Raw genomic sequence first — 19,770 nt, forward strand, 5'->3', positions numbered from 1 at the left:
ATATCATATAGAATGACCTTTGGTTCATGGCAATAAGCAAGTTAAAGGAATAACTGATTTATGGGAAATAATAAAACAGACGTCATGGCAGCAAAAAGTGACTCTGAAAAATTAGGAAAAGCCAGTTTTGGCGCCATGGCGGGAGTGATGTTTTCTAGAGCTTCAGGAGTTGTCAGAACTTCTGTTGTTAATGCCACTTTTGGTTTGGCTGTTTCTTTAGATGCTTTTAATTCTGCTTTTCGCTTTCCAAATAGCTTGCGCGATCTCTTTGCCGATGGGGCTTTATCCGCCGCTTTTGTTAAAGTCTTAGTCGAAGAAAAAACCAAGGGGCGGGAAGCTGAAAAAAAATTAATTGCTATTATAATCGGTTTTTTTTCTTTTGTTACTTTTACTATTGCCATTATAGCCGCTGTTTTTTCATATAAATTTATGTCCCTTTTTGGTAGTGAAGATTTTAAAAATTCAGGAGGCTTGGATTTAGCTTCAAATTTATTTAAAATACTTGCCTTTTATTTGCCTTTTACCATGTTAAATGCCGTTGCTATGGCTGTATTATCGATAATGGGGCAGACATTTCGCGCCATGAATAGTTCTGCTTTTTTAAATGTGGGCATTATTGGGTTTGCTTTGGCGGCACCTCTGTTTACTTATTATGGAATGAATCCTATTTATGGAATTGCCATAGGAGCTTTAATTGGCGTTATTATTCAAATGATTTATCAATTTATTCCTTTGTATCATTTAGGTTTATTGAGTGGGCCTAATTTTAAAGTTAAAGAATGGCTTTCCTATAAACCTCTGCATGAAGTTCTCATCTTAATGGTGCCACGTGCTATCGCACAAGGCGCTTTGGTACTCGCTCTGATGATCAATACTTTTTATGCCATTCAAATTGGCAGTGGCGTGTTAAGTTATATAATTACAGCAACAATGATTATTCAGGTTCCCATAGGACTTTTTGGTGTCGCTACGGGATTTGCCGCGCACCCCATTCTCACAAAAGCTATTCACGATGGGCAAAATCGAAAATTTTCTAAACTTTTAACCGAAAGCCTAGACGCTACCATGTGGCTCGCTGCCATAACAGTCGCCTGTTTTGCGCTATTTATTGTCCCCTTTTATTCCGTGCTATTTCAGCATGGTAAAGTCACCATGCACGACACCATTCAAAATTCAATTGCGGTTTGCGCTTATTCCATTGGAATTATTTTTGCAACAGGATCAAAAGTTTTATTAAATGCTTTTTATGCTATTAATTCAACGAAACAAATTGTTTATAATGCCCTTGTTTATTTAGCTATTAATGCGACATTAAGTTCTATTTTAGCACCTAAATTTGGAATTATTGGCCTCGGTTTATCTTATAGTACCTCTACCGCAATCGATTTTTTTATGAATTATATTTTCCTAAAAAGAAGATATCAAAAGAAATACATTGGTGACAGTCCTTATATAGAAGGCGGCTCATTATTTAATATAAAAATTATCATTTTTGCCATTTGTGCTTATCTGTTTGGAATTTTAGGAGTGTTTTCATCCACCCATTTTTGGCAAGAGTTTAATTTTTATACTCCATTTGAGTTAAATTTTTTAGCCTGTTTCGTTATTTTAAGTTGCGGTGGATTTTTATTTTTAATATTGAATTTTTTTCTTATCAAATATTTTGGTCCTGTCCATTTAAAAAGGTTGGTTGAAAAAATCACGGGGAAATTTTTAAGAAAAAGTTAGGTAAGTTGATTTAAATTTTTAATTTTATTTATCCATTGATTAAATAAATTACACTCTTCGCATATTTTTTCAATTCCCAATTCTAGTGTAATAAGAGAACCATGCATGACTTTTTCATATTCATGATATAAATTTTTAATTCTTTTACTTGGGGCTGTTAATTCACTATTATTAATATGTTCTGGTGATTCAAATGAGTTTCTAATTTTTTTAAATTCTTCAATTAAATTTTTTTGACCCATTTCAATAGCCATAGTTTGAGGCGAACTAAAAAGAAGAGCTTCAAATTCGTACATTTGGACATAAGGAAAAAAGCGCTTCATAGGATCGGTTCCTATGCTTTTAGTTAGTTCTTGAACCAAAATATGATGTAATATTTCTTGCTTTTGTTGAATATTTTTCTGGAGAATAGCTTCTCGTTTTCCTGGAAAATGATTTGGTAACCCATAGAAATCAAAAAGAGTTGTGCAGTAGGAATTGATATCATTTAAAAGTCTTAATTTGACATCACAAATAACTCTTTCAATTTTAAAATTACCCCCTTTATGGCCAGGTTTGCCAATTAATGAAGGATAAAGAAAAATATTTAAGGGAATAAAAATTTTTGAAAGGACATCATTTACAAACATCTCTTCTGTTTGGCCTTCACAAATTATATGAACTCTGATCATTTGCTTGGCCTCCCTCCTAATATATTTTTTTCCCAAAGTTCTCCTATGGAATAATTTTCAAGCCAATTCGAAAAATCCATTTTATTTAATCTTTTAAAAACAGAAGTCTCATTTTCTCTTTCCACAATAACCAAATCTTCTAAATGGAATTCATTTAATAGAGGAACTGATTGGGTCGAAACAATAACTTGCATACGTTTGGCAGCGGATCGAATGAGTGCTCCCAGCAGAGTTATGGCGTAAGGATGCAATCCGAGCTCGGGCTCATCAATAATAATAGTTGAAGGAGGATCGGGCTGTAGCAAAGCGGTAACTAAACAAATAAATCGGATAGAACCATCGGAAAGTTGACTTGGCCATAAGGGATAATCACTATTTTTTTGCTTCCATAGAAGTTTTATTTGTTCTTCATCGTTAGGAAGTTTTTGTGGGTTTAAAACAAAGTCATCAAAAAAAGGGATAGCAAGTCGTACTGTTTTACAAATTTTTTCATAGGTAACATTATTATTTAATTTTAAATGATAAAGAAATGCTGCTAAATTCGACGCATCTGATCTTAAATATTCTTTATCTTGTAAAGAACCAACGCGTTTTACTAAAGCGGAATCACTGGTATCATGAAAATGGTAAACCTTCCAATTTGAAATCGCACCTAAAGTAAACTTCGCAATTTTTTTAGATTTCCCACTTTTTGCTTCTTCGGCAAGTTTTGATTCTTTGTGGCCTGAGCCCAAATTTGGTTTTGTGACTCCATGATAAGATCCATCAAAATAAAGAATTTCCTTTTCAAAGATAAATTGCCCATCAAGTGTAGGTGTAATTGTAAAATCATAATGATTCTCATGTATATCTACAAAACATATTGAGGACTCAATTTGTTTTGTTGTCTTAATACCAAAGTAAAGTAGTCTATCGGCTTCACCCTGAACGCGAGTCCATAATTGAAGTCGATTTTCAACAAGTTCGGTTAACATTTTGAAATAAGAGATGAAATTACTTTTACCTGCACCATTTGCACCAATAAGGATATTGAGTTGGTTGAGTTGAAAATTTTCCATTGCTTGAATGGATTTGAAACCACGAATGGTGAGCGATTTAATGATTGGCTTTCCCATTGCTTATCCTCCGATCATAATTTTGACCCTAAATCTTGATAAAGAATTATTTTGAAAAAAACAATACCAAAAACCATATTAGCATTTTTCGTTTTAATAATTAGATTAAGAGTCAATGATGTTTCTTTTATTTTGAGGAAAAATAGGATTAAGAATAAATATCAATTATTTTTATGAACAAAATTTATCTTTAAATTTGCTTTGTATTTCTGAAAAAGAACAAGGCATCTTTTTTAATATACCATCAAAATCATTTAGGTATTTTTTATCTAGACCCGCATTGGTACAAACAAAAAGGGGACAATCATAGCCAATTTCCTTAATTTTTTGTGACAAATTTAAATCAACAATTGTAATGTTGTCGTCTATATAAAAATCGGAAATAATACAGGAAATTTTTTCTTTATTTGAAATATTACTTCTTAAAAAGTCATACATCGTTTCAGGACAATGGAAAGTGAATAAATTAATATCATTCATAAATTCTTTCCATAATTCAAGATAAAATTTATCGTCATCTAGAATGAGTGCCATTTTATCTTTATTAGGATTCAAATGAGGTATGATTTCCCATGTGTCTAATTCGGCTTCATATTTTATGAAGTAACTGTATAAGAAATTAAGCATTTGATAACCCGTCATGGGTTTTGGTATGAAAAAATCCGAATTAACATGAGCAGATAAAGAAATATCATCTTTTATAAAGCGATTGGAATGCACACAGGTTTTAACGAGGGTATCTTCTTCTCTAATTTTTTTAATAAAATCAAATCCATTTTTTTGATTGTCATTTAAATCAATATCACAAATTAAAAATTCGGGGCTTATCTTTGTATAATTTTCTATAGCTTCATTGTAGTTGTCAAAACTATGTATTTTGAAATAGGAGCTCAATTCTTTGAAATCATCAAAAATAGATATAATTCCTTGCAAATAATTGGGATCGTCTTCCAATATAAAAATGGAATAAGTCTTTTTTTTGCTTAAATGAATGAGCTTTAAAATTTTATTTTCAATTTTTATCGCTTCTTTTTCATATAATGAATAAAATTCTTCTTCCTGATAGTATAATTTGTTTTCATATAATTTACTTGAATTTGGGAAGTAAAATTCATTGTAGTTAATTTCACTTTCCAATGAATGGGTAGGCAAATAAATGAAGAATTCAACCCCTTTTTCTTTGCACGATTTACAATAAATATTCCCACCGTGATTTTGGATAATTTGCTTTGATATTGCTAACCCCAGTCCGGTTCCTTTTCTTTTTCCCTTTGTAAAAAACAAGTCAAAAATTTTATCTATATCCTCATCTTCAATATAGGAATTGTTATTGCCAAGACAAATTTCTATGTAATTGGTATTGTCAATAATGACATCTTTAGTAAATATCCAGATTTTTCCTTTTTTATTGGGAATTGCTTGTATGGCATTCATAACAATATTAGAAAAAACTCTTTCCAATTTTTGAATATCGGCTTTAATTTTATGACTATGAAGAAAGTCGTATTCAATAGAAATATCGGAATTATTGTGAATATCGAAGCATATTTTTAAAACGTTTGAAATGATTTTTAATAAACTTGCTTCTTCAATTTTTAAGACGTCATTATTTCTACCTTGTAGCATTTCATTTAAAAAATATTCTACTCTTAAAATGTCTCTATTTGTATTTATGGAAATAGAAATGAGATGTTTGGTAATGTCCTCGTGAGATTTCGATTTTTTTAACAATTCAAGAGACATTTTTAATCGAGAAAAAGGTTGACGAACGTCGTGGGCAAGCATTTGAATAGTAGAAGTTATTGCGGAGAGCTCTGCAATTTTTAATTTGTCGTCCTGTGATTTTTTAATTTCTTCTTGAGATTCAATAATCTTAGAATATAAATTTTTAAATTCTATAAATTCGAGATTTTTTTTCTCTAAATTGGTTTTATTATTTATGGCTGATTCTATTTCAAATATAGGGCTTGCTATGTTTCTATATGTGTTTGTAATATTTCTTTTTGTGATTATAAAAATGATTAAAGATATAAATAATAAAATGCAATATAAAGATAAAATAAATAATAAGTCAATCTTCTTTGCAATGTAGATGTTGCCTATATTTTCATTGCCATTGAGGAGAATTTCAAATTTTTTATAATAATATATGTCTATTAAATTTTCCATTATAAATTTATTTAAAATGAATTCATGTTCCGAACTTATTATTTTTTTCCCAATATTGCTGATTTCAATTTCTTCATTTGGCTTATAATGGGGATGAATTTTTAAAATAATTTGATCGAAGGCCTTGCTTTCGATTAAGGAAGAGAATTCTTTTTGAATGGAGAAAAAATCGCCCAATACAATGGAATTGCCAATGCCATTTGACAGAGAGTTGATAATATCTTTCGGTGTTTTTGTGTAAATAAACCAGTTAACAAAAAAACATCCCATTGAAATGAGAACAATAAAAGTGCAAATTACAAAGCGAATTTGTTTTTTTGACTGTGAATATATGTAGTTCTTTAATGTTTTCATATTTTAATTACTTTTTCTCTTTCATTACCACCCAGGAAGCAAAGAAATCCTTGACCTGTTCTCCTTTTTGAGAAAGGCTTTCAATGGTTTGAGGGTTGTAATAGATGACAGATTTTCTTTCAAGTAAGGGAATCCAATAGGCTTGCTCGTGAACATATTCGGAAAGTTCATCAATTATTTTTGATTTTTCTTCCTTGGTTTCCGAGCTTAAAGCTTTATTGTAAAGATCTTCTAATTTTTGATCATACAAAGGTTTTGCAAATTCTTCGGAACTGCTATGCAATAACCGGGCAAATTTATATAGAGAATCGTACTGATCCCCTTGAAAAAAAGAAATATCTAAAGGTGCTTTTTCCGCAATTTCTTTGGGTAAAAATTGTTTATAATATGTAATATAATGCGTTTTGAAACCGTATTCGCTAAGTTGCCCTTGAATCTCTTCAATTAATAATTTTTTATTTCCTTTTATCTCTTTTCCTGAAGAATAGACAGAAATTGGCCATTCTTTTTCTCGAATTTCTTTGGGTAAAGACTGAAATAATTTTTTTGCCCCTTCGGGATCATAGGGATTCTTTAATTTATGAATGCCCCAAAATGTATACGGATAATTTTCAAAAGTAGGGGAATAGCCCAAAACTTTACTATTTAACTGCTCTCTATTGAGAGCATTTTGGACAAAACGTCTGAAATCTAATGAATTGCCAAGGGGGTTGCCATTGGTAAAAGTTAAACTAAAAGTGTTTGTTGGCAATTCCGATGTAAACGTTTTATACATTTTTTGCTTTTCTTCAGGCAATTTTATGATGCTTACGTCATAATCTATATGTGGTTCGTTTGTAGTGTAAAAATGGACTATATCTGGTGATTTCCCTAAAGAAGTACTCACTTTTTTTAACTTCACAATTCCCTGGTCAAATCCGGGTGCTTCTATGGCATAGGGTCCAGCGCCAATGGGAAATGTTTTCCACTCCAAATAATTGTCCTGAAGTTCTTCAACAGGGACTAGGGAAAAATAGGTATCGGAGAGCATATATAAAAAGTCGGGATCGGGAGCTATTAATTTAATTCTAATCGTATAGTCATCAACAATTTTAACCCCGGGCACCACGCCGCTTTTAAATTTGGTTAGTCTCTGTTTTTCAATTTCTTCTAGGCCATAAATATTTTTTAAGGCAGCTCTCCCATAAGTTTTTTCTTTGGTAAAAAAAAGACGTAAAAGAGTAAATTCCAAATCTTGAGCTTTTGCCAAACGATTATTGTGAAAATAGATATTTTTTTTTAATATTAACACATATTCTTTTTCTTTGTAATCGTAAAAAGCTTTTTCTAATAATCCTGGGACTATATTATTATTATATGTACTTAAAAGTTGCCCCAATACGGCAGCCTCAATTGCGATTCGTGTACTACTAGGAGCATTTCGTTCATAAGGATTGCCTTCGCTTTCATTAAGTAACACATTTATTTTTGTCTGGGCGAACGTTGAATTTATTGTATACAAAGCAAGACATGATAATATTGTTTCTTTAAGCATATTATATAATCCTTAAACGGGAACTTTATTCATTCCCTTAATGAGTTAAGGTAATTCAAGGAGAGTCTAATAATGAAATTACTCTTTACTTCTCATGACCACCCTTGGGGCAAAAAATTCATTTGTTTGTTCTTCTTTTTGAGCAAGGCCTTCAATGGTCTGAGGGTTGTAATAAATGACAGATTTTCTTTCAAGTAACGGAACCCAATAGGCTTGCTCGTGAACATATTCGGAAAGTTCATCAATTGTTTTTGATTTCTCTTCCTTGGATTCCGAGCTTAAAGCTTTATTGTAAAGATCTTCTAATTTTTGATCATACAAAGGTTTTGCAAACTCATCGGAACCGCTATTTAGCAAACGGGCAAATTTATATAGAGAATCGTACTGATCTACTTGAAAAAATGAAATATCTAAAGGTGCTTTTTCCGCAATTTCTTTGGGTAAAAATTGTTTATAATATGTAATATAATGTGTTTTGAAACCATATTCGCTAAGTTGCCCTTGAATCTCTTCAATTAATAATTTATTATTTCCTTTTATTTCTTTTCCTCCTGAATACACGGAGATTTGCCATTCTTTTTCTCGAATTTCTTTAGGTAAAGATTGAAATAATTTTTTTGCCCCTTCGGGGTCATAAGGATTTTTTAATTTATGAATACCCCAAAATGTATACGGATAATTTTCAAAAGTAGGGGAATAGCCCAATACTTTACTATTTAACTTCTCTTTATTGAGAGCCTTTTGGACAAAACGTCTGAAATCTAATGAATTGCCAAGGGGGTTGACATTGGTAAAAGTCAAACTAAAAATTCTTGTTGGCAATTCCGCTGTGATAGTTTTATATATTTTTTGCTTTTCTTCAGGCAATTTTATAGTGCTTACCTCATAATCTATATGTGGTTCGTTTTTAGTGTAAAAATGGACTATATCTGGTGCTTTCCCTAAAGAAGTGCTCACTTTTTTTAACTTCACAATTCCCTGGTCAAATCCGGGTGCTTCTATGGCATAGGGTCCAGCGCCAATAGGAAACGTTTTCCATTCCACATAATTGTCCTTAAATTCTTCAATAGGGACTAAGGAAAAAGAGGTATCGGAGAGCATATATAAGAAGTCGGGATCGGGAGCAATTAGTTTAATTCTAATCGTATAGTCATCAACAATTTTAACGCCGGGCACCACACCGCTTTTAAATTTGGTTAGTCCTTGTTTTTCAATTTCTTCTAGGCCATAAATATTTTTTAAGGCATCTTTCTCATAAGCTTTTTCTTTGGTATAAAGAAGTCGTAAAAGCGAAAATTCCAAATCTTGAGCTTTTGCCAAACGATTATTGTGAAAATAGATATTCTTTTTTAATATTAACACATATTCTTTTTCTTTAAAATCATAGAATGTTCTTTCTAATAATTCGGGCACTATATTATTATTATTATTTATAGTTAAAAGTTGTCCCAATACGGCTACTTCAATTGCGATTCGTGCACCTCTAGGAGCATTTTTATCATAAGGATTGCCTTCGCTATCATGAAGTAACACATTTATTTTTGTCTGGGTGAACGCTGAATTTATTGTAAATAAAGCAATGCATAATAAAATTGCATTTCTGAGCATATTATATAATCCCTGAACATGAACCATAATGCACATGAATAACTTAAATTTATTCATAGGAGTCATTTGAATTGTCAAGAGGTTTAAAATGGCAAAAGTTAAACCAATAATGTCTGTGTGCAATTTAGATTTGATTGTTTTCTTTTTTTCGTTTTTCCTTAAGTAAGATTAACAATATCCTTACCCTTAGTAACCCTACAATCTAATAAATAAGCTCTATTTTTTGCACGTATAGAAGCATTTTGATCATAATAATTATTTTCACTATGATTATGCAACGCATTTATATTTGTAAGGGCAAAAGAGGAGTTCATTGTAATTAAAGTAATGCAAGATATAATTATTTTTTTAATCATAATATTAAATCCTTAAAATAAAAATTGCTGACTCTCTTAAAAAATTAAAGTAAATCACGGAGTCAAATAATGAATTTACCTTTTATTCTTCATTACAACCCTTGAAGCAAAAAAATCATTTAATTGTTCTCCTTTGTGTGCGAGGGTTTCAATTGTTTTAGGGTCATAATAAATAACACTCTTCCTTTCAAGTAAAGGAACCCAATAAGCTTGTTCATGAACGTATTCAGAAAGTTCATCAATAATTTGAGATTTTTGTTCCTTGGTTTCTGAAGTTAAGGCATTATTATAGAGGTCTTCCAACTTTCGATCGAATAAGGGTTTTACAAATTCGTCAGAACCACTGTTAAGTAAACGGGCAAATTTAAATAAGTGATCGTATTTATCCACTTGAAAAGATGCGATATCAAACGGCACTTGTTCCGCTATTTCTTTGGGTAAAAATTGTTCTTTAAATAAGATATAAGTAATTTTAAATCCATACTCTGCAAGTTGCTTTTGAATTTCATCGAGTAAGAATTTTTTATTTCCTTTTATTTCATTACCTGACGAATAAACAGAGACTTTCCATTCTTTTTCTTGATATTTTTTTGGAAAAGACTGAAATAATTTTTTTGCGGCTTCAGGGTCATAGGGATTTTTTAATTTATGATTGCCCCAAGAAGAGCGTGGAAAACTTTCGTAAACAGGAGTATGGGCAAATACTTTTTTATTGAGTTCTTCTCTATTGAGGGCTTTTTGGACAAATTGTCTGAATTCCAATGAATTTCCAAGAGGATTGACATTAGTAAACGTCAATCCAAAAGCACCCACAGGTAATTCCGAAATGAAGGTTTTATATTTTTTTTGCTTTTCCTCAGATAATTTAATGAGGCTCACGTCATAATTTATTTGTTCCACATTTTTAGTGTAAAAATGGATTAAATCTGGCGCTTGTTTTAAAGATGCATTTGTCTTTTTTAATTTGACAACTCCTTTTTCATAACCTGGCGCCAATATAGCAAAGGAGCCTGCGCCTATGGGAAAGGTTTTCCATTCGATATAATTATCCTTAAGTTCTTCAAGGGGCACTAAGGAAAAAGAAGAGTGTGTGAGCATATATAAAAAGTCGGGATCGGGCGCAATTAATTTTACTCTAACCGTATAATCATTAACAACTCTCACCCCGGGCACCACACCACTTATAAACTTCGTAAGACCCTGTTTTTCAATTTTTTCCAGGCCATAAATATTATTTAATGCGCCTCTGCCATGGGACTTTTCTTTGGTAAAAAAAAGTCTTAGGAGTGAAAATTCAAGATCATGTGCCGTTGCCAAGCGTTTGTTGTGAAAATAGATATTCTTTTTTAATTGTAGAACATATTCCTTTTCATTGTCATCATAAAACGCATTTTCTAATAATTCGGGCACAATTTCATTATTATTGTTTATGCTTAATAATTGCCCAAATACTGCAGAATCAATTACGATAGATGTGTTACTAGGTGCATTTTTATCATAAGGATTGATATTGTTTTCATTCAGCAGCACATTTATTTTAGTCTCGGCAAAAGTCGAATTTATTGTAAATAAACTGATGCACGATAAAAGTGCGTTTTTAACCATATTATAAACCCAAAAAATTTAACTTTAAATAAAGTAAATTACTTAAAGTAATAATTAGTGATAAAAAAATAATACAAATTTTACTTAATACATAATTATTGTTAAATCAACAAATTATGAAGCTATAATTTATAGCAATTTATTTAAAAGGAAGTGTAAAAAAAGAACAGTCTATTTCTAATCCCTTTACAGATCATTTTTACTTCTATCCTAAATATTCAATTATATAATTAAATTTAAATGAGATATAAATTTAATTATATGAATTGTGATTATTTTTGTGATCATATTTTAACAAAATAAATATACTGATTAGTCCGTCAAAAATTTGGCTAAATTAATTTTTTTTAATAATAAATCGCTTATTATTTTCTTTTAAAATAATTTTTTAATAGAGGACAGATATGTTTCAAAAAATATTTCCCGTACTTTGTATTGTAGCTCTTTCCAATGGCGCGTTCGCTAATACCTATTTGCCTGATTTGCCTTTTTATGCTCCGTATAATAATCCCGCAACTGATGGATTTTGGGGTGATTGGGGTTCTGCTCAAACTTGTCCTGCGGGACAATACGTTTCTAGCTACATTTTAAAATCAGAGGCGCCTCAAGGGAGAGGTGACGATACGGGTCTTAACGGAATAGGTTTGCGTTGCAATGGGGGTTCAATTGTAACAAGCTCTCAAGGTCCTTGGGGGAATTGGGGTTATGAAGGCAATTGCAATGGCCCTGCAACGGGTTTTCAAATTCAAATTGAGAGGCCGCAAGGTGACGGAGATGACAGTGCCGCTAATGATGTACAATTACTTTGCAGCAATAATTCTATTGCCCGTGCGCAAGCCAATACGCATTGGGGTGATTGGAGTCCTTTTTATACTTGCCCTGCGGGACAAGTTATAATTGGGCTCGTAACCCGTGTTGAAAGACCGCAAGGTGATGGTGATGATACCGCCTTAAATGGTGTTCGTATGATTTGTGGCAATCCTTAATTTAAAAAATTTGGAATTGGATTTTAGAAAACAGTTTATGTCATATCAACATAAACTGTTTTCAATTGAGTGTAGTGTTCTATAGCGGCCAGACCATTTTCTTTGCCAAAACCCGAGCCTTTAAAACCACCAAAAGGAATTTCAACTGGTGTTAAGTTATAATTATTAATCCAACACATTCCCGCTTCTATTTTTTCTATGACTCTATGAGCGCGTTTAATATCATTTGTAATAATGCCAGCGGCTAAACCATACTTAGTGCTATTGGCGCGCTCAATAACTTCAGCTTCTTCTTTAAATTCAAGAAGGGACATCACAGGGCCAAATATTTCTTCTTTTACAAGAGACATTTCGTCATGACATTCTGCAAAAACCGTAGGCAAAATAAAATTTCCGTTGGCAAAATGAATTTCACTGGGGCTCCATTCCGGTTGCTTTCCGCCAATTAAAAGTTTTGCGCCTTCTTTTATTCCCGACTCAATATAGGACATTACCTTAAACAAATGATCACGACTTATAAGTGATCCCATTTGAGTGGTGAGATCGAAGGGATCTCCTACTTTAATTTTGGCAACACGGGTTAATAATTTATCGATAAATTTATCTTTTATTTTATGATGAATAAAGACGCGTGTTCCGTTACAGCAAATTTCACCTTGGGTATAAAAATTAGCATTTATGGCAATAGCAACAGCTTTGTCTAAATCACAATCATCGAAAATAATTAAAGGAGATTTTCCGCCAAGTTCAAGACTCACATGCTTTAAACTTTTTGCGGCATTTTCCATTATTTTTTTGCCCGTTTCATGGGATCCAGTTAAAGATACTTTTTTAACTTGAGGATGTAACGTTAAATACTCACCAACTTCACGGCCGCCTTGTGCAACTTGAAAAACGCCTTCAGGAAGTCCTGCTTCTAAATAAATTTCTTGCAATTTATTTACTGAGAGAGGGGTTAATTCGGAGGGTTTAAAAATCATAGCATTGCCACATGCTAAAGCAGGTGCCGATTTCCAACAAGCAATTTGAAAAGGATAATTCCATGCCCCTATACCTGCGCAAATTCCCAATGGCTCTTTGCGGGTGTAGGCAAAAGATTTTCCAAGTTGAATATGTGAGCCTGAAATGGTGGGAGCAATGCCCGCGAAATATTCTAGGGCATCGGCGGAGGTCGGTATATCTGTTTCCAGTGCTTCTTGCATAGGTTTGCCCGTATCGAGTACTTCAATTTGCGCCAATTCGTGCATTCGCGAACGGATTATTTGTCCTGCCTTATAGAGAATTTTTGAGCGTTCTAAACCACTCATGGAAGACCAAGTTTGGAAGCCCAACTGCGCTTTTTGTAGGGCCGAATCGATTTGATGAGGTTGAGAAATTTCAATGTCACATATTTTTTTTCCCGTAGTGGGGGAAAAATTGGAAAATACTTTCTGCATATGTCTCCCTTTCATTTAAATTTCAAGAATCTGTTACCATATTTTCAAAATAAAAGAAATTAAATTTTTGATTTAAAAAATTGTAGAATTTTAAATAAATTTAAAATAAGATAATTTGAAATTTAAAAAAAGAAGTTACTTTAAAAAACCGTCTAAAAAAGAATTTTAAATCATAATTATAGACCAGTAATAGTAGGAATTATTGTCATTATTGTACTTACAGATGTTGTTTCAAGTGAAGTTGAAAATGAGGTAATTTCATTTGCATTGATAAAGGATTCTAAGTCAATAAGGGAATATTCCGCATCTTCCATGAGTTCTGTAATGGGCTCTATTAAATCATCGGGTTCAAAAATAATTGGTGAGTTTACATCGGTACTCCAAAAACTCAGCTCAGACTCATCTTCATATAAAGAGGACAAATCAGTTTCAATTGATTGGATATCAAATGACGAAGAGCTCATTTCATCTTCGGAGTAATCACGGAGGGTCAACTCATGAATGCGTTTAAAGATATTTGTAAATTGATTTGGTGTTAATTGTGTTCTCATTTCAGAAGTATCTTCAAGCAATTGTTGAAATTCGGCATCGGGATCCCAAGATCCATTCGACCAATTATCCCATACCTGTCTATAGGTGGGCATTCTACCGTTGTTATAGTCAGGCAACCAATGATCGCATTCATCCACCATATCAAAAAATCTTCTTAAAAAGGGATCTAAGCGATCAAAGACGGCTTCTTCCTCATTAGGAACGATATAAAGTGGAACATAAGATTGAAATAGAGAAACTTTATAGGGGGATAATTTTTCATCATTATTGTATCTTAATAAAGAATTATTTATTTCTAATATTGAATTTTGAATATTATTAGATAATTTATCTATTTTTTTGGGTTTTTTATTGGAATGTATTATTAAAGAATTCCTTATTAATTCATTTAATGTAATTTCATTCATATTTTTTAAAATTAAATTCTTATTATTTTGTGTTTTACTATTACTTGATTTAAATTCGGAATTTAGTTTTTGATACGTTTCAATAATATCATCTTCCGAAATTTCATAAAACTTATTTTTAGCAATTTTAATAATAATTTCTTTAGTTTTATAATCAAAATTTTGAAACCATTTTGTGAGTATAATTTTATTAAAAAAATGATCAGAATGACTCATTAAATTATACTTATTAATAAATAAAGCAGCGTTTATGACGAAGGGTAAATCTCTTTTAATTTTATTTCCGTGATACCAATCTCTTGATGTATAAAAATATTTTTTATTTATAAGATAATATAAAACATGGTCTAAATTTGACTTTTTATATTGAAACATCCAAGTTTGATCATTTATGTCATCAGTTATTTGTAATAATTTATTAGATTTAGAATTAATTAATGCATTTAATTTTGTAGGTAATTTATTATAAATCCATATTTGTTTTTTTGATTCTCTATCGCATTTGTTTAAAGTAAAACTATAATTAGTGTCTTCTTCTAAGCAATATCCTGGATACATCGCCGAATAAATTCTAAACCCTTTATACCGCATTTTTTCAAAAACAATGATCCAATCTTGAGATTTATCTGTAATAGAGCATGAAGACGAATTGAGAAAAAGATTAGAAGGAAATTGTTTAGAAAATAAGTAATAAAAAATACTCATATCATTTGAATCAGATATTGTCAGGCAATTTTTGTCAAATGAAGAAGTTATTTTATGAGGTTGTAAATAGTTAGTATTAAATTGCTGACTCCATATTAAATTATTTGTAATAGCACTATTTTTTTTAGAGTTCAAAATATTTGATTTATTTGGAGTTGAATTTAATAATTTTAAAATTGAAGAATAAAAATCATTTGTACTTAATTTAAGTTGAGTAAGTGATTTTTTATATTTTAAACTAGCTATAATTTTTAAAGATGGATATTGGTTTGCATTTAAAAATTCTTCAATCATTTGCGGAGAATTACTAAATTTAAATTGAAATTTTTTTTGTGTAGTTATATTTGAGAGTGATGGTTTTAAATTTGCGTTATTCCAGTGCTCTCCAAAACTTATTTCTGAAATTTTAAAATCATATTTTTCATTTTCAGTTAGTAACAAAAATGGTTTAAATATTTCTTGAGAAAATAATGTGTCAAAAGAATCTGAAAAATAGTGCGCAGGTTCGAATCCCGCTCTATACTCATTATTCATACTTGGAAAGTAGGCTTTAAACCAAGAATAGAATTCAATTTTATTTATTATAGTAGGGTGTTTTTTTTCAAAAGAGGAAAGATAAGAATATATTGATTGATTAATACATTGAATAAATGAATAATCTAATTGTGCAATAGTTTCTAAGTACACGGATTGAGAGTTTTTTCCTTGATATATGGCATCAAAATATTTTTTATCAAGTTCTTCAATAATAATTAAACTTGCGTAATATTCTAATAGCTTCTCTTTAATAGATTTAAAATAAATTGTATCCAGCATTTTTCTTGAATTTGAATTTATTTTCTCATGAATATTTTTATAGCTTTCAAATTGAACTTTTATCTTATCAAATTTTGTCCATCTTTCATGCGCTAAGGATCCTTGATCAGTTGCTTTGGGCAATTCATTTTTCTTTCTTTCTTGCTCTTCTAAATTATAACTTTGTGCTTCTTCAACACTAATACCATGAGTATTTTGAATTAAAAATAGCGAAATAGGGAGAAGTAGTATTAATTTTTTATTCATATAAAAAATTTCCTTTAGATAATTTTAATATTAATTAACCTAATTCAGGTAATAGGGCGCCAATTACAATTGATTCTATTGAGGTTGTTGTGGTCGCAATTTCACTTGCCGTTTGTATACTGATATGCACATTATTAACTAATATTTCTAAATCATTAATCATTTCTACAATTTCAGCCATTTCTTCAAATTCATTTAAGTCAGCAGCTATAGCAGAATCATCTCCTAAACTCATTTCTTCAGCTGGAAAGGCATTGTAGTCTGAAGAAGACGCTTCATCACTTATACGTAGGGGACTTCCCTGATTTTTTAGTGTTTCAAAAACACGACTATCTTCAGCCATACGAAAGACATTATCAAAATCGGATTCAGGAATTTCTTGCTTTAAATTTGAAATATCTTGATGAATTTGTTCAAATTCAGGAGAAGGATCCCATTCACCCTCTATCCATTTATCCCAAACTTCTCTATATGTTGGAATTCGATTATTATTAAGATTAGTTAATTTACCGTCATTTTTTTCAACTATATCAAAGAAGTCTTTAATTCTAAAATAAGTATCTTCATAATAAGGTGGTTCGTTTATTAAAGGTACTGTTGCAACAGGGATAAGGGATTTTGTTGTAATATTGTTTTGATCTTGAGTTTGAGAAATAAATTGTGATTTATAAAATTGAGAAAATTCATTTTGCAAATTTAAATGCGAAGACTCAATACTATATATATATTTATTTTTTAAATTTGATATTTTTATTCCTAAAAGAGAAATTTTAAATTTTTGAACATTTGTTATTCCCTTGCTTGAATTTTTTAATTCATTCAGTAACTCTTGAATTTCATAGTTTGAAATATTTGAATATTTATATTTTGATAATTTAACTAAGGTTTTTTGAGAAACAGAAGTTAAATTATCAAACCAATTCATTTTAATTACTTTATTAAAAAACCAATTAGATTTATTTTCCAAGTGATACTGATTTATAAATAAACTAATATAAATGGCATTGGCAATTTCAGGAAGCATGACCTCTGTCTTTTGCCAGTCTTTACTGCTGTAAATTTCACTTCCATGTATCAATGAAGATAAAATAAGATTTTGTTTATTCACTAAATAATTATTTGACTGCCAATTTTGATTTTCATCTAGATTATCAATTTTTAATATGGAATTCGTCAATTTATTAATCAATACATTTTCATTTGAATTTAAATACCAAATTTGACTTTGATTTTTTGGATGACACTTTGTTATGCTTTTGCCATATAAATTGGAATCATCTATACAGTATCCAGTATACAGTGCGGAATAAATTTTAAATTCAGCTGAGTTGCTTTTTTCTTTTATAAAAATCCAATCCTGAGATTTGTCCTTAAAAATACATGGAGTTGCTTTTAATGAAATTCCATTTACATAATCATAGTCTATATTTATTCTTAATAACCTATTTTTAGAAATTGAAATACACTTATTTAATGATTTTGATTGAATTTTTGAACTTTTAATTCCACTATTTTGAAACGATAAATATTGATTTTTATTTTTTTTATTGTCAATATTACGATCCATTTTCTCAATTTTTTCTAATATATTTTGATAAAAATCAATAGAGCTATTTCTTACTTCTGAGAGTGTTTTTTGCGTTTTAATAAAATCTATATATTGACTTCTTGGTATTTCATTTATTTTTAAATATAAATCAATTAAATCGGAATTATTATTATATTTAAATTTGTAATATTGTGTTTTATTATTCCATATTATTGAAGGCTTAATATTGGCATTATTCCAGTATTCTTCAAATATAGATTCTGTTTGTTTAAAATCATAATGACTTTCATCGCCAAGCTCAATAAATGAATTAAATAATTCCTCATCAAATAAAGATTGAGTCGAGTTTAAATAATAATGAGATGGCTCGAATCCTGCTCTATGTTCACTATTGAGAGTAGGCCAGTAAGCTTTAATCCATGAATTAAATTGAATAGATTGAAATAAATGATGATTTTGTTGAGCATAAATCGATAAAACGGAATAAAAAGATTGATTAATGAGCTGAATAAGAAGTGGCTCAATATTTTGCATGGTTTCATTAAAAACAATTTCTGCTGATTTTCCCTGGTATGCATTATAAAAATATTTCTTATCTGTTTCCTCTAAAAGTATAAGACTTGCATGGTATTGCAAAATAATTTTTTGCAGTGGGGCGAAATAATTTTTAATTAAATTTGATTTTAAATTTAAATTTATTTTCTCAGAAGTTTCTTTATATTTCAAAAAGTTAGTAATAACTATTTGAAATTTATTCCATTTTTCTTTGGCAATGGATCCTTGATCTGAAGAAACTTCAGGTTTTTTATCAAATGTTTGCTGCCACTCCTGGGATGTGTTATTTTCAAGATCGTGAATGTTTATTCCGTATAAATTTTGTATTGGTATTAGAAATAAAGGGAGAGTCGACAATAGCCTTTTGTTCATGGTAACATCCTGTTATTTGGAGGGGAAGTTTTCAATCTATTCCATATAGAAAAATTAAGAAATGGATAAACAAAATTGGGCTTAATAAAATAATTTAAATTTGTAAATGAAATTTCTTTAAAAAAATTAATATTATTTATAGGTTACCAATGTAATAATGATTTTTAATAGATTACCAATAATTTAAACATTTTTAGCACTGAATTTTTTCAAAATGACTTTGTAGTCTTCACCTTTTTTAAATTTCTCAATCATTTTTTTAGATTGTTTTATAAATTTTTCATTAGATTTAATTGATGTTGCAATCCAGGTATAGTTTTCAAATATAGGCCCAATTTTCTCAAATTTTTTTGAACTCATTTTTTCTTTTTTTATAATATATTCTGCTATAATCTGGCCTTCAATCCATCCATTAATTCTTCCTGAAGAAAGCTTTTTTAAATTTTGATCGTTTGAATAGACTGTAGAAATTTCACCTCTAAAATTTTTTTGTTTCAAAATTTGAATGAGTGAGGAACCATAAATAACACCTAAATTATTTATGTTATTTAAACTACTTCCATTCTTTTTTATCCATCCTGAATTCACATATATATAAACTTCTGTAGAATATATTTTATCGAGCCAATAAAAATTGTTTTCCCTTTCTTGAGTTCTTGAAACAAATAAAAGGCTATCTTTTTCTTTTTGTGTCGTTTCAAGTGCTCTTGCTAAAGGATAAGCACTAAAATTTACCTCTTTAAAAATACTCTTTGAAAGTTCAATTATAAGTCCTTCAGGGATATTTTTTTCATTGAGCCCTGATTGTGGTGGGACATTATCTGAGATATTTACTAAATAAGAGGCTATGAGTGTTTTATGCAAAAGAAATAAGCTTATCATGAATATTTTATTAATTTGAGTGTACAAATTTATTCCCTTATTGCAAATGAGTTTGGAAACCTTTTACTTCTAAAAATAAGATATTTTTTAAAAGATATCAATCGATAATCAAAATTTACATTCG

The 19,770-nt window shown here is 30.1% G+C and carries 12 protein-coding genes; 2 read left to right on the forward strand and 10 right to left on the reverse strand.

Annotated features, from left to right (window positions below):
- The first annotated feature begins 60 nt into the window (after nucleotides 1-60).
- Nucleotides 61-1,728 carry a murein biosynthesis integral membrane protein MurJ gene (gene murJ, locus AXG55_RS05935; protein ID WP_148697211.1) on the forward strand — a complete coding sequence of 556 codons (1,668 nt, stop codon included), beginning with the start codon at nucleotides 61-63 and terminating at the stop codon, nucleotides 1,726-1,728.
- On the opposite strand, the gene AXG55_RS05940 is transcribed toward murJ, so the two are convergent.
- The 6 genes from AXG55_RS05940 to AXG55_RS05965 all read right to left on the reverse strand — a co-directional run bounded on the left by AXG55_RS05940 (nucleotide 1,725) and on the right by AXG55_RS05965 (nucleotide 11,140).
- Nucleotides 1,725-2,399, reverse strand: a complete 675-nt coding sequence (locus tag AXG55_RS05940) for a DUF4276 family protein (RefSeq protein ID WP_148697212.1) — start codon at nucleotides 2,397-2,399, stop codon at nucleotides 1,725-1,727. The genes murJ and AXG55_RS05940 overlap by 4 nt on opposite strands.
- The gene (locus AXG55_RS05945) at nucleotides 2,396-3,514 is read right to left on the reverse strand and encodes an AAA family ATPase (RefSeq protein WP_148697213.1); all 1,119 of its coding nucleotides are present in this window, start codon (nucleotides 3,512-3,514) and stop codon (nucleotides 2,396-2,398) included. The genes AXG55_RS05940 and AXG55_RS05945 overlap by 4 nt, the downstream gene beginning before the upstream one ends.
- A gap of 171 nt (nucleotides 3,515-3,685) precedes the next feature.
- Nucleotides 3,686-6,037 carry a hybrid sensor histidine kinase/response regulator gene (locus AXG55_RS05950; protein ID WP_148697214.1) on the reverse strand — a complete coding sequence of 784 codons (2,352 nt, stop codon included), beginning with the start codon at nucleotides 6,035-6,037 and terminating at the stop codon, nucleotides 3,686-3,688.
- 7 nt (nucleotides 6,038-6,044) lie between these two features.
- Nucleotides 6,045-7,571: an ABC transporter substrate-binding protein gene (locus tag AXG55_RS05955; protein WP_148697215.1), complete on the reverse strand. Its 1,527-nt coding sequence runs from the start codon at nucleotides 7,569-7,571 to the stop codon at nucleotides 6,045-6,047.
- Nucleotides 7,572-7,649: 78 nt separating this feature from the next.
- Entirely contained in the window at nucleotides 7,650-9,179 is a 1,530-nt protein-coding gene (locus tag AXG55_RS05960; protein ID WP_233231412.1) for an ABC transporter substrate-binding protein, read from the reverse strand.
- 431 nt (nucleotides 9,180-9,610) lie between these two features.
- Entirely contained in the window at nucleotides 9,611-11,140 is a 1,530-nt protein-coding gene (locus AXG55_RS05965; RefSeq protein ID WP_148697217.1) for an ABC transporter substrate-binding protein, read from the reverse strand.
- A gap of 404 nt (nucleotides 11,141-11,544) precedes the next feature.
- Between AXG55_RS05965 and AXG55_RS05970 the strand changes: the two genes are divergently transcribed.
- A complete protein-coding gene (locus tag AXG55_RS05970) occupies nucleotides 11,545-12,126 on the forward strand; it encodes a hypothetical protein (RefSeq protein ID WP_148697218.1) in 582 nt (193 codons plus the stop codon).
- 35 nt (nucleotides 12,127-12,161) lie between these two features.
- Here AXG55_RS05970 and betB read toward each other — a convergent pair whose 3' ends face one another.
- From betB to AXG55_RS05990, 4 genes are all read right to left on the reverse strand, one after another.
- Nucleotides 12,162-13,562: a betaine-aldehyde dehydrogenase gene (gene betB, locus AXG55_RS05975; RefSeq protein WP_233231413.1), complete on the reverse strand. Its 1,401-nt coding sequence runs from the start codon at nucleotides 13,560-13,562 to the stop codon at nucleotides 12,162-12,164.
- A 176-nt stretch (nucleotides 13,563-13,738) separates the two neighbouring features.
- Complete coding sequence (locus tag AXG55_RS05980; RefSeq protein WP_148697220.1) at nucleotides 13,739-16,288, reverse strand: RICIN domain-containing protein; 2,550 nt, start codon at nucleotides 16,286-16,288, stop codon at nucleotides 13,739-13,741.
- 34 nt (nucleotides 16,289-16,322) lie between these two features.
- Nucleotides 16,323-18,764 (reverse strand): hypothetical protein, encoded by a 2,442-nt coding sequence (locus AXG55_RS05985; RefSeq protein ID WP_148697221.1) that lies wholly within the window; start codon nucleotides 18,762-18,764, stop codon nucleotides 16,323-16,325.
- A gap of 183 nt (nucleotides 18,765-18,947) precedes the next feature.
- Entirely contained in the window at nucleotides 18,948-19,673 is a 726-nt protein-coding gene (locus tag AXG55_RS05990; protein WP_148697222.1) for a substrate-binding periplasmic protein, read from the reverse strand.
- Nucleotides 19,674-19,770 lie beyond the last annotated feature (97 nt).

The organism is Silvanigrella aquatica (assembly GCF_001907975.1).
In the GTDB taxonomy this organism is placed as follows: Bacteria; Bdellovibrionota_B; Oligoflexia; order Silvanigrellales; family Silvanigrellaceae; genus Silvanigrella; species Silvanigrella aquatica.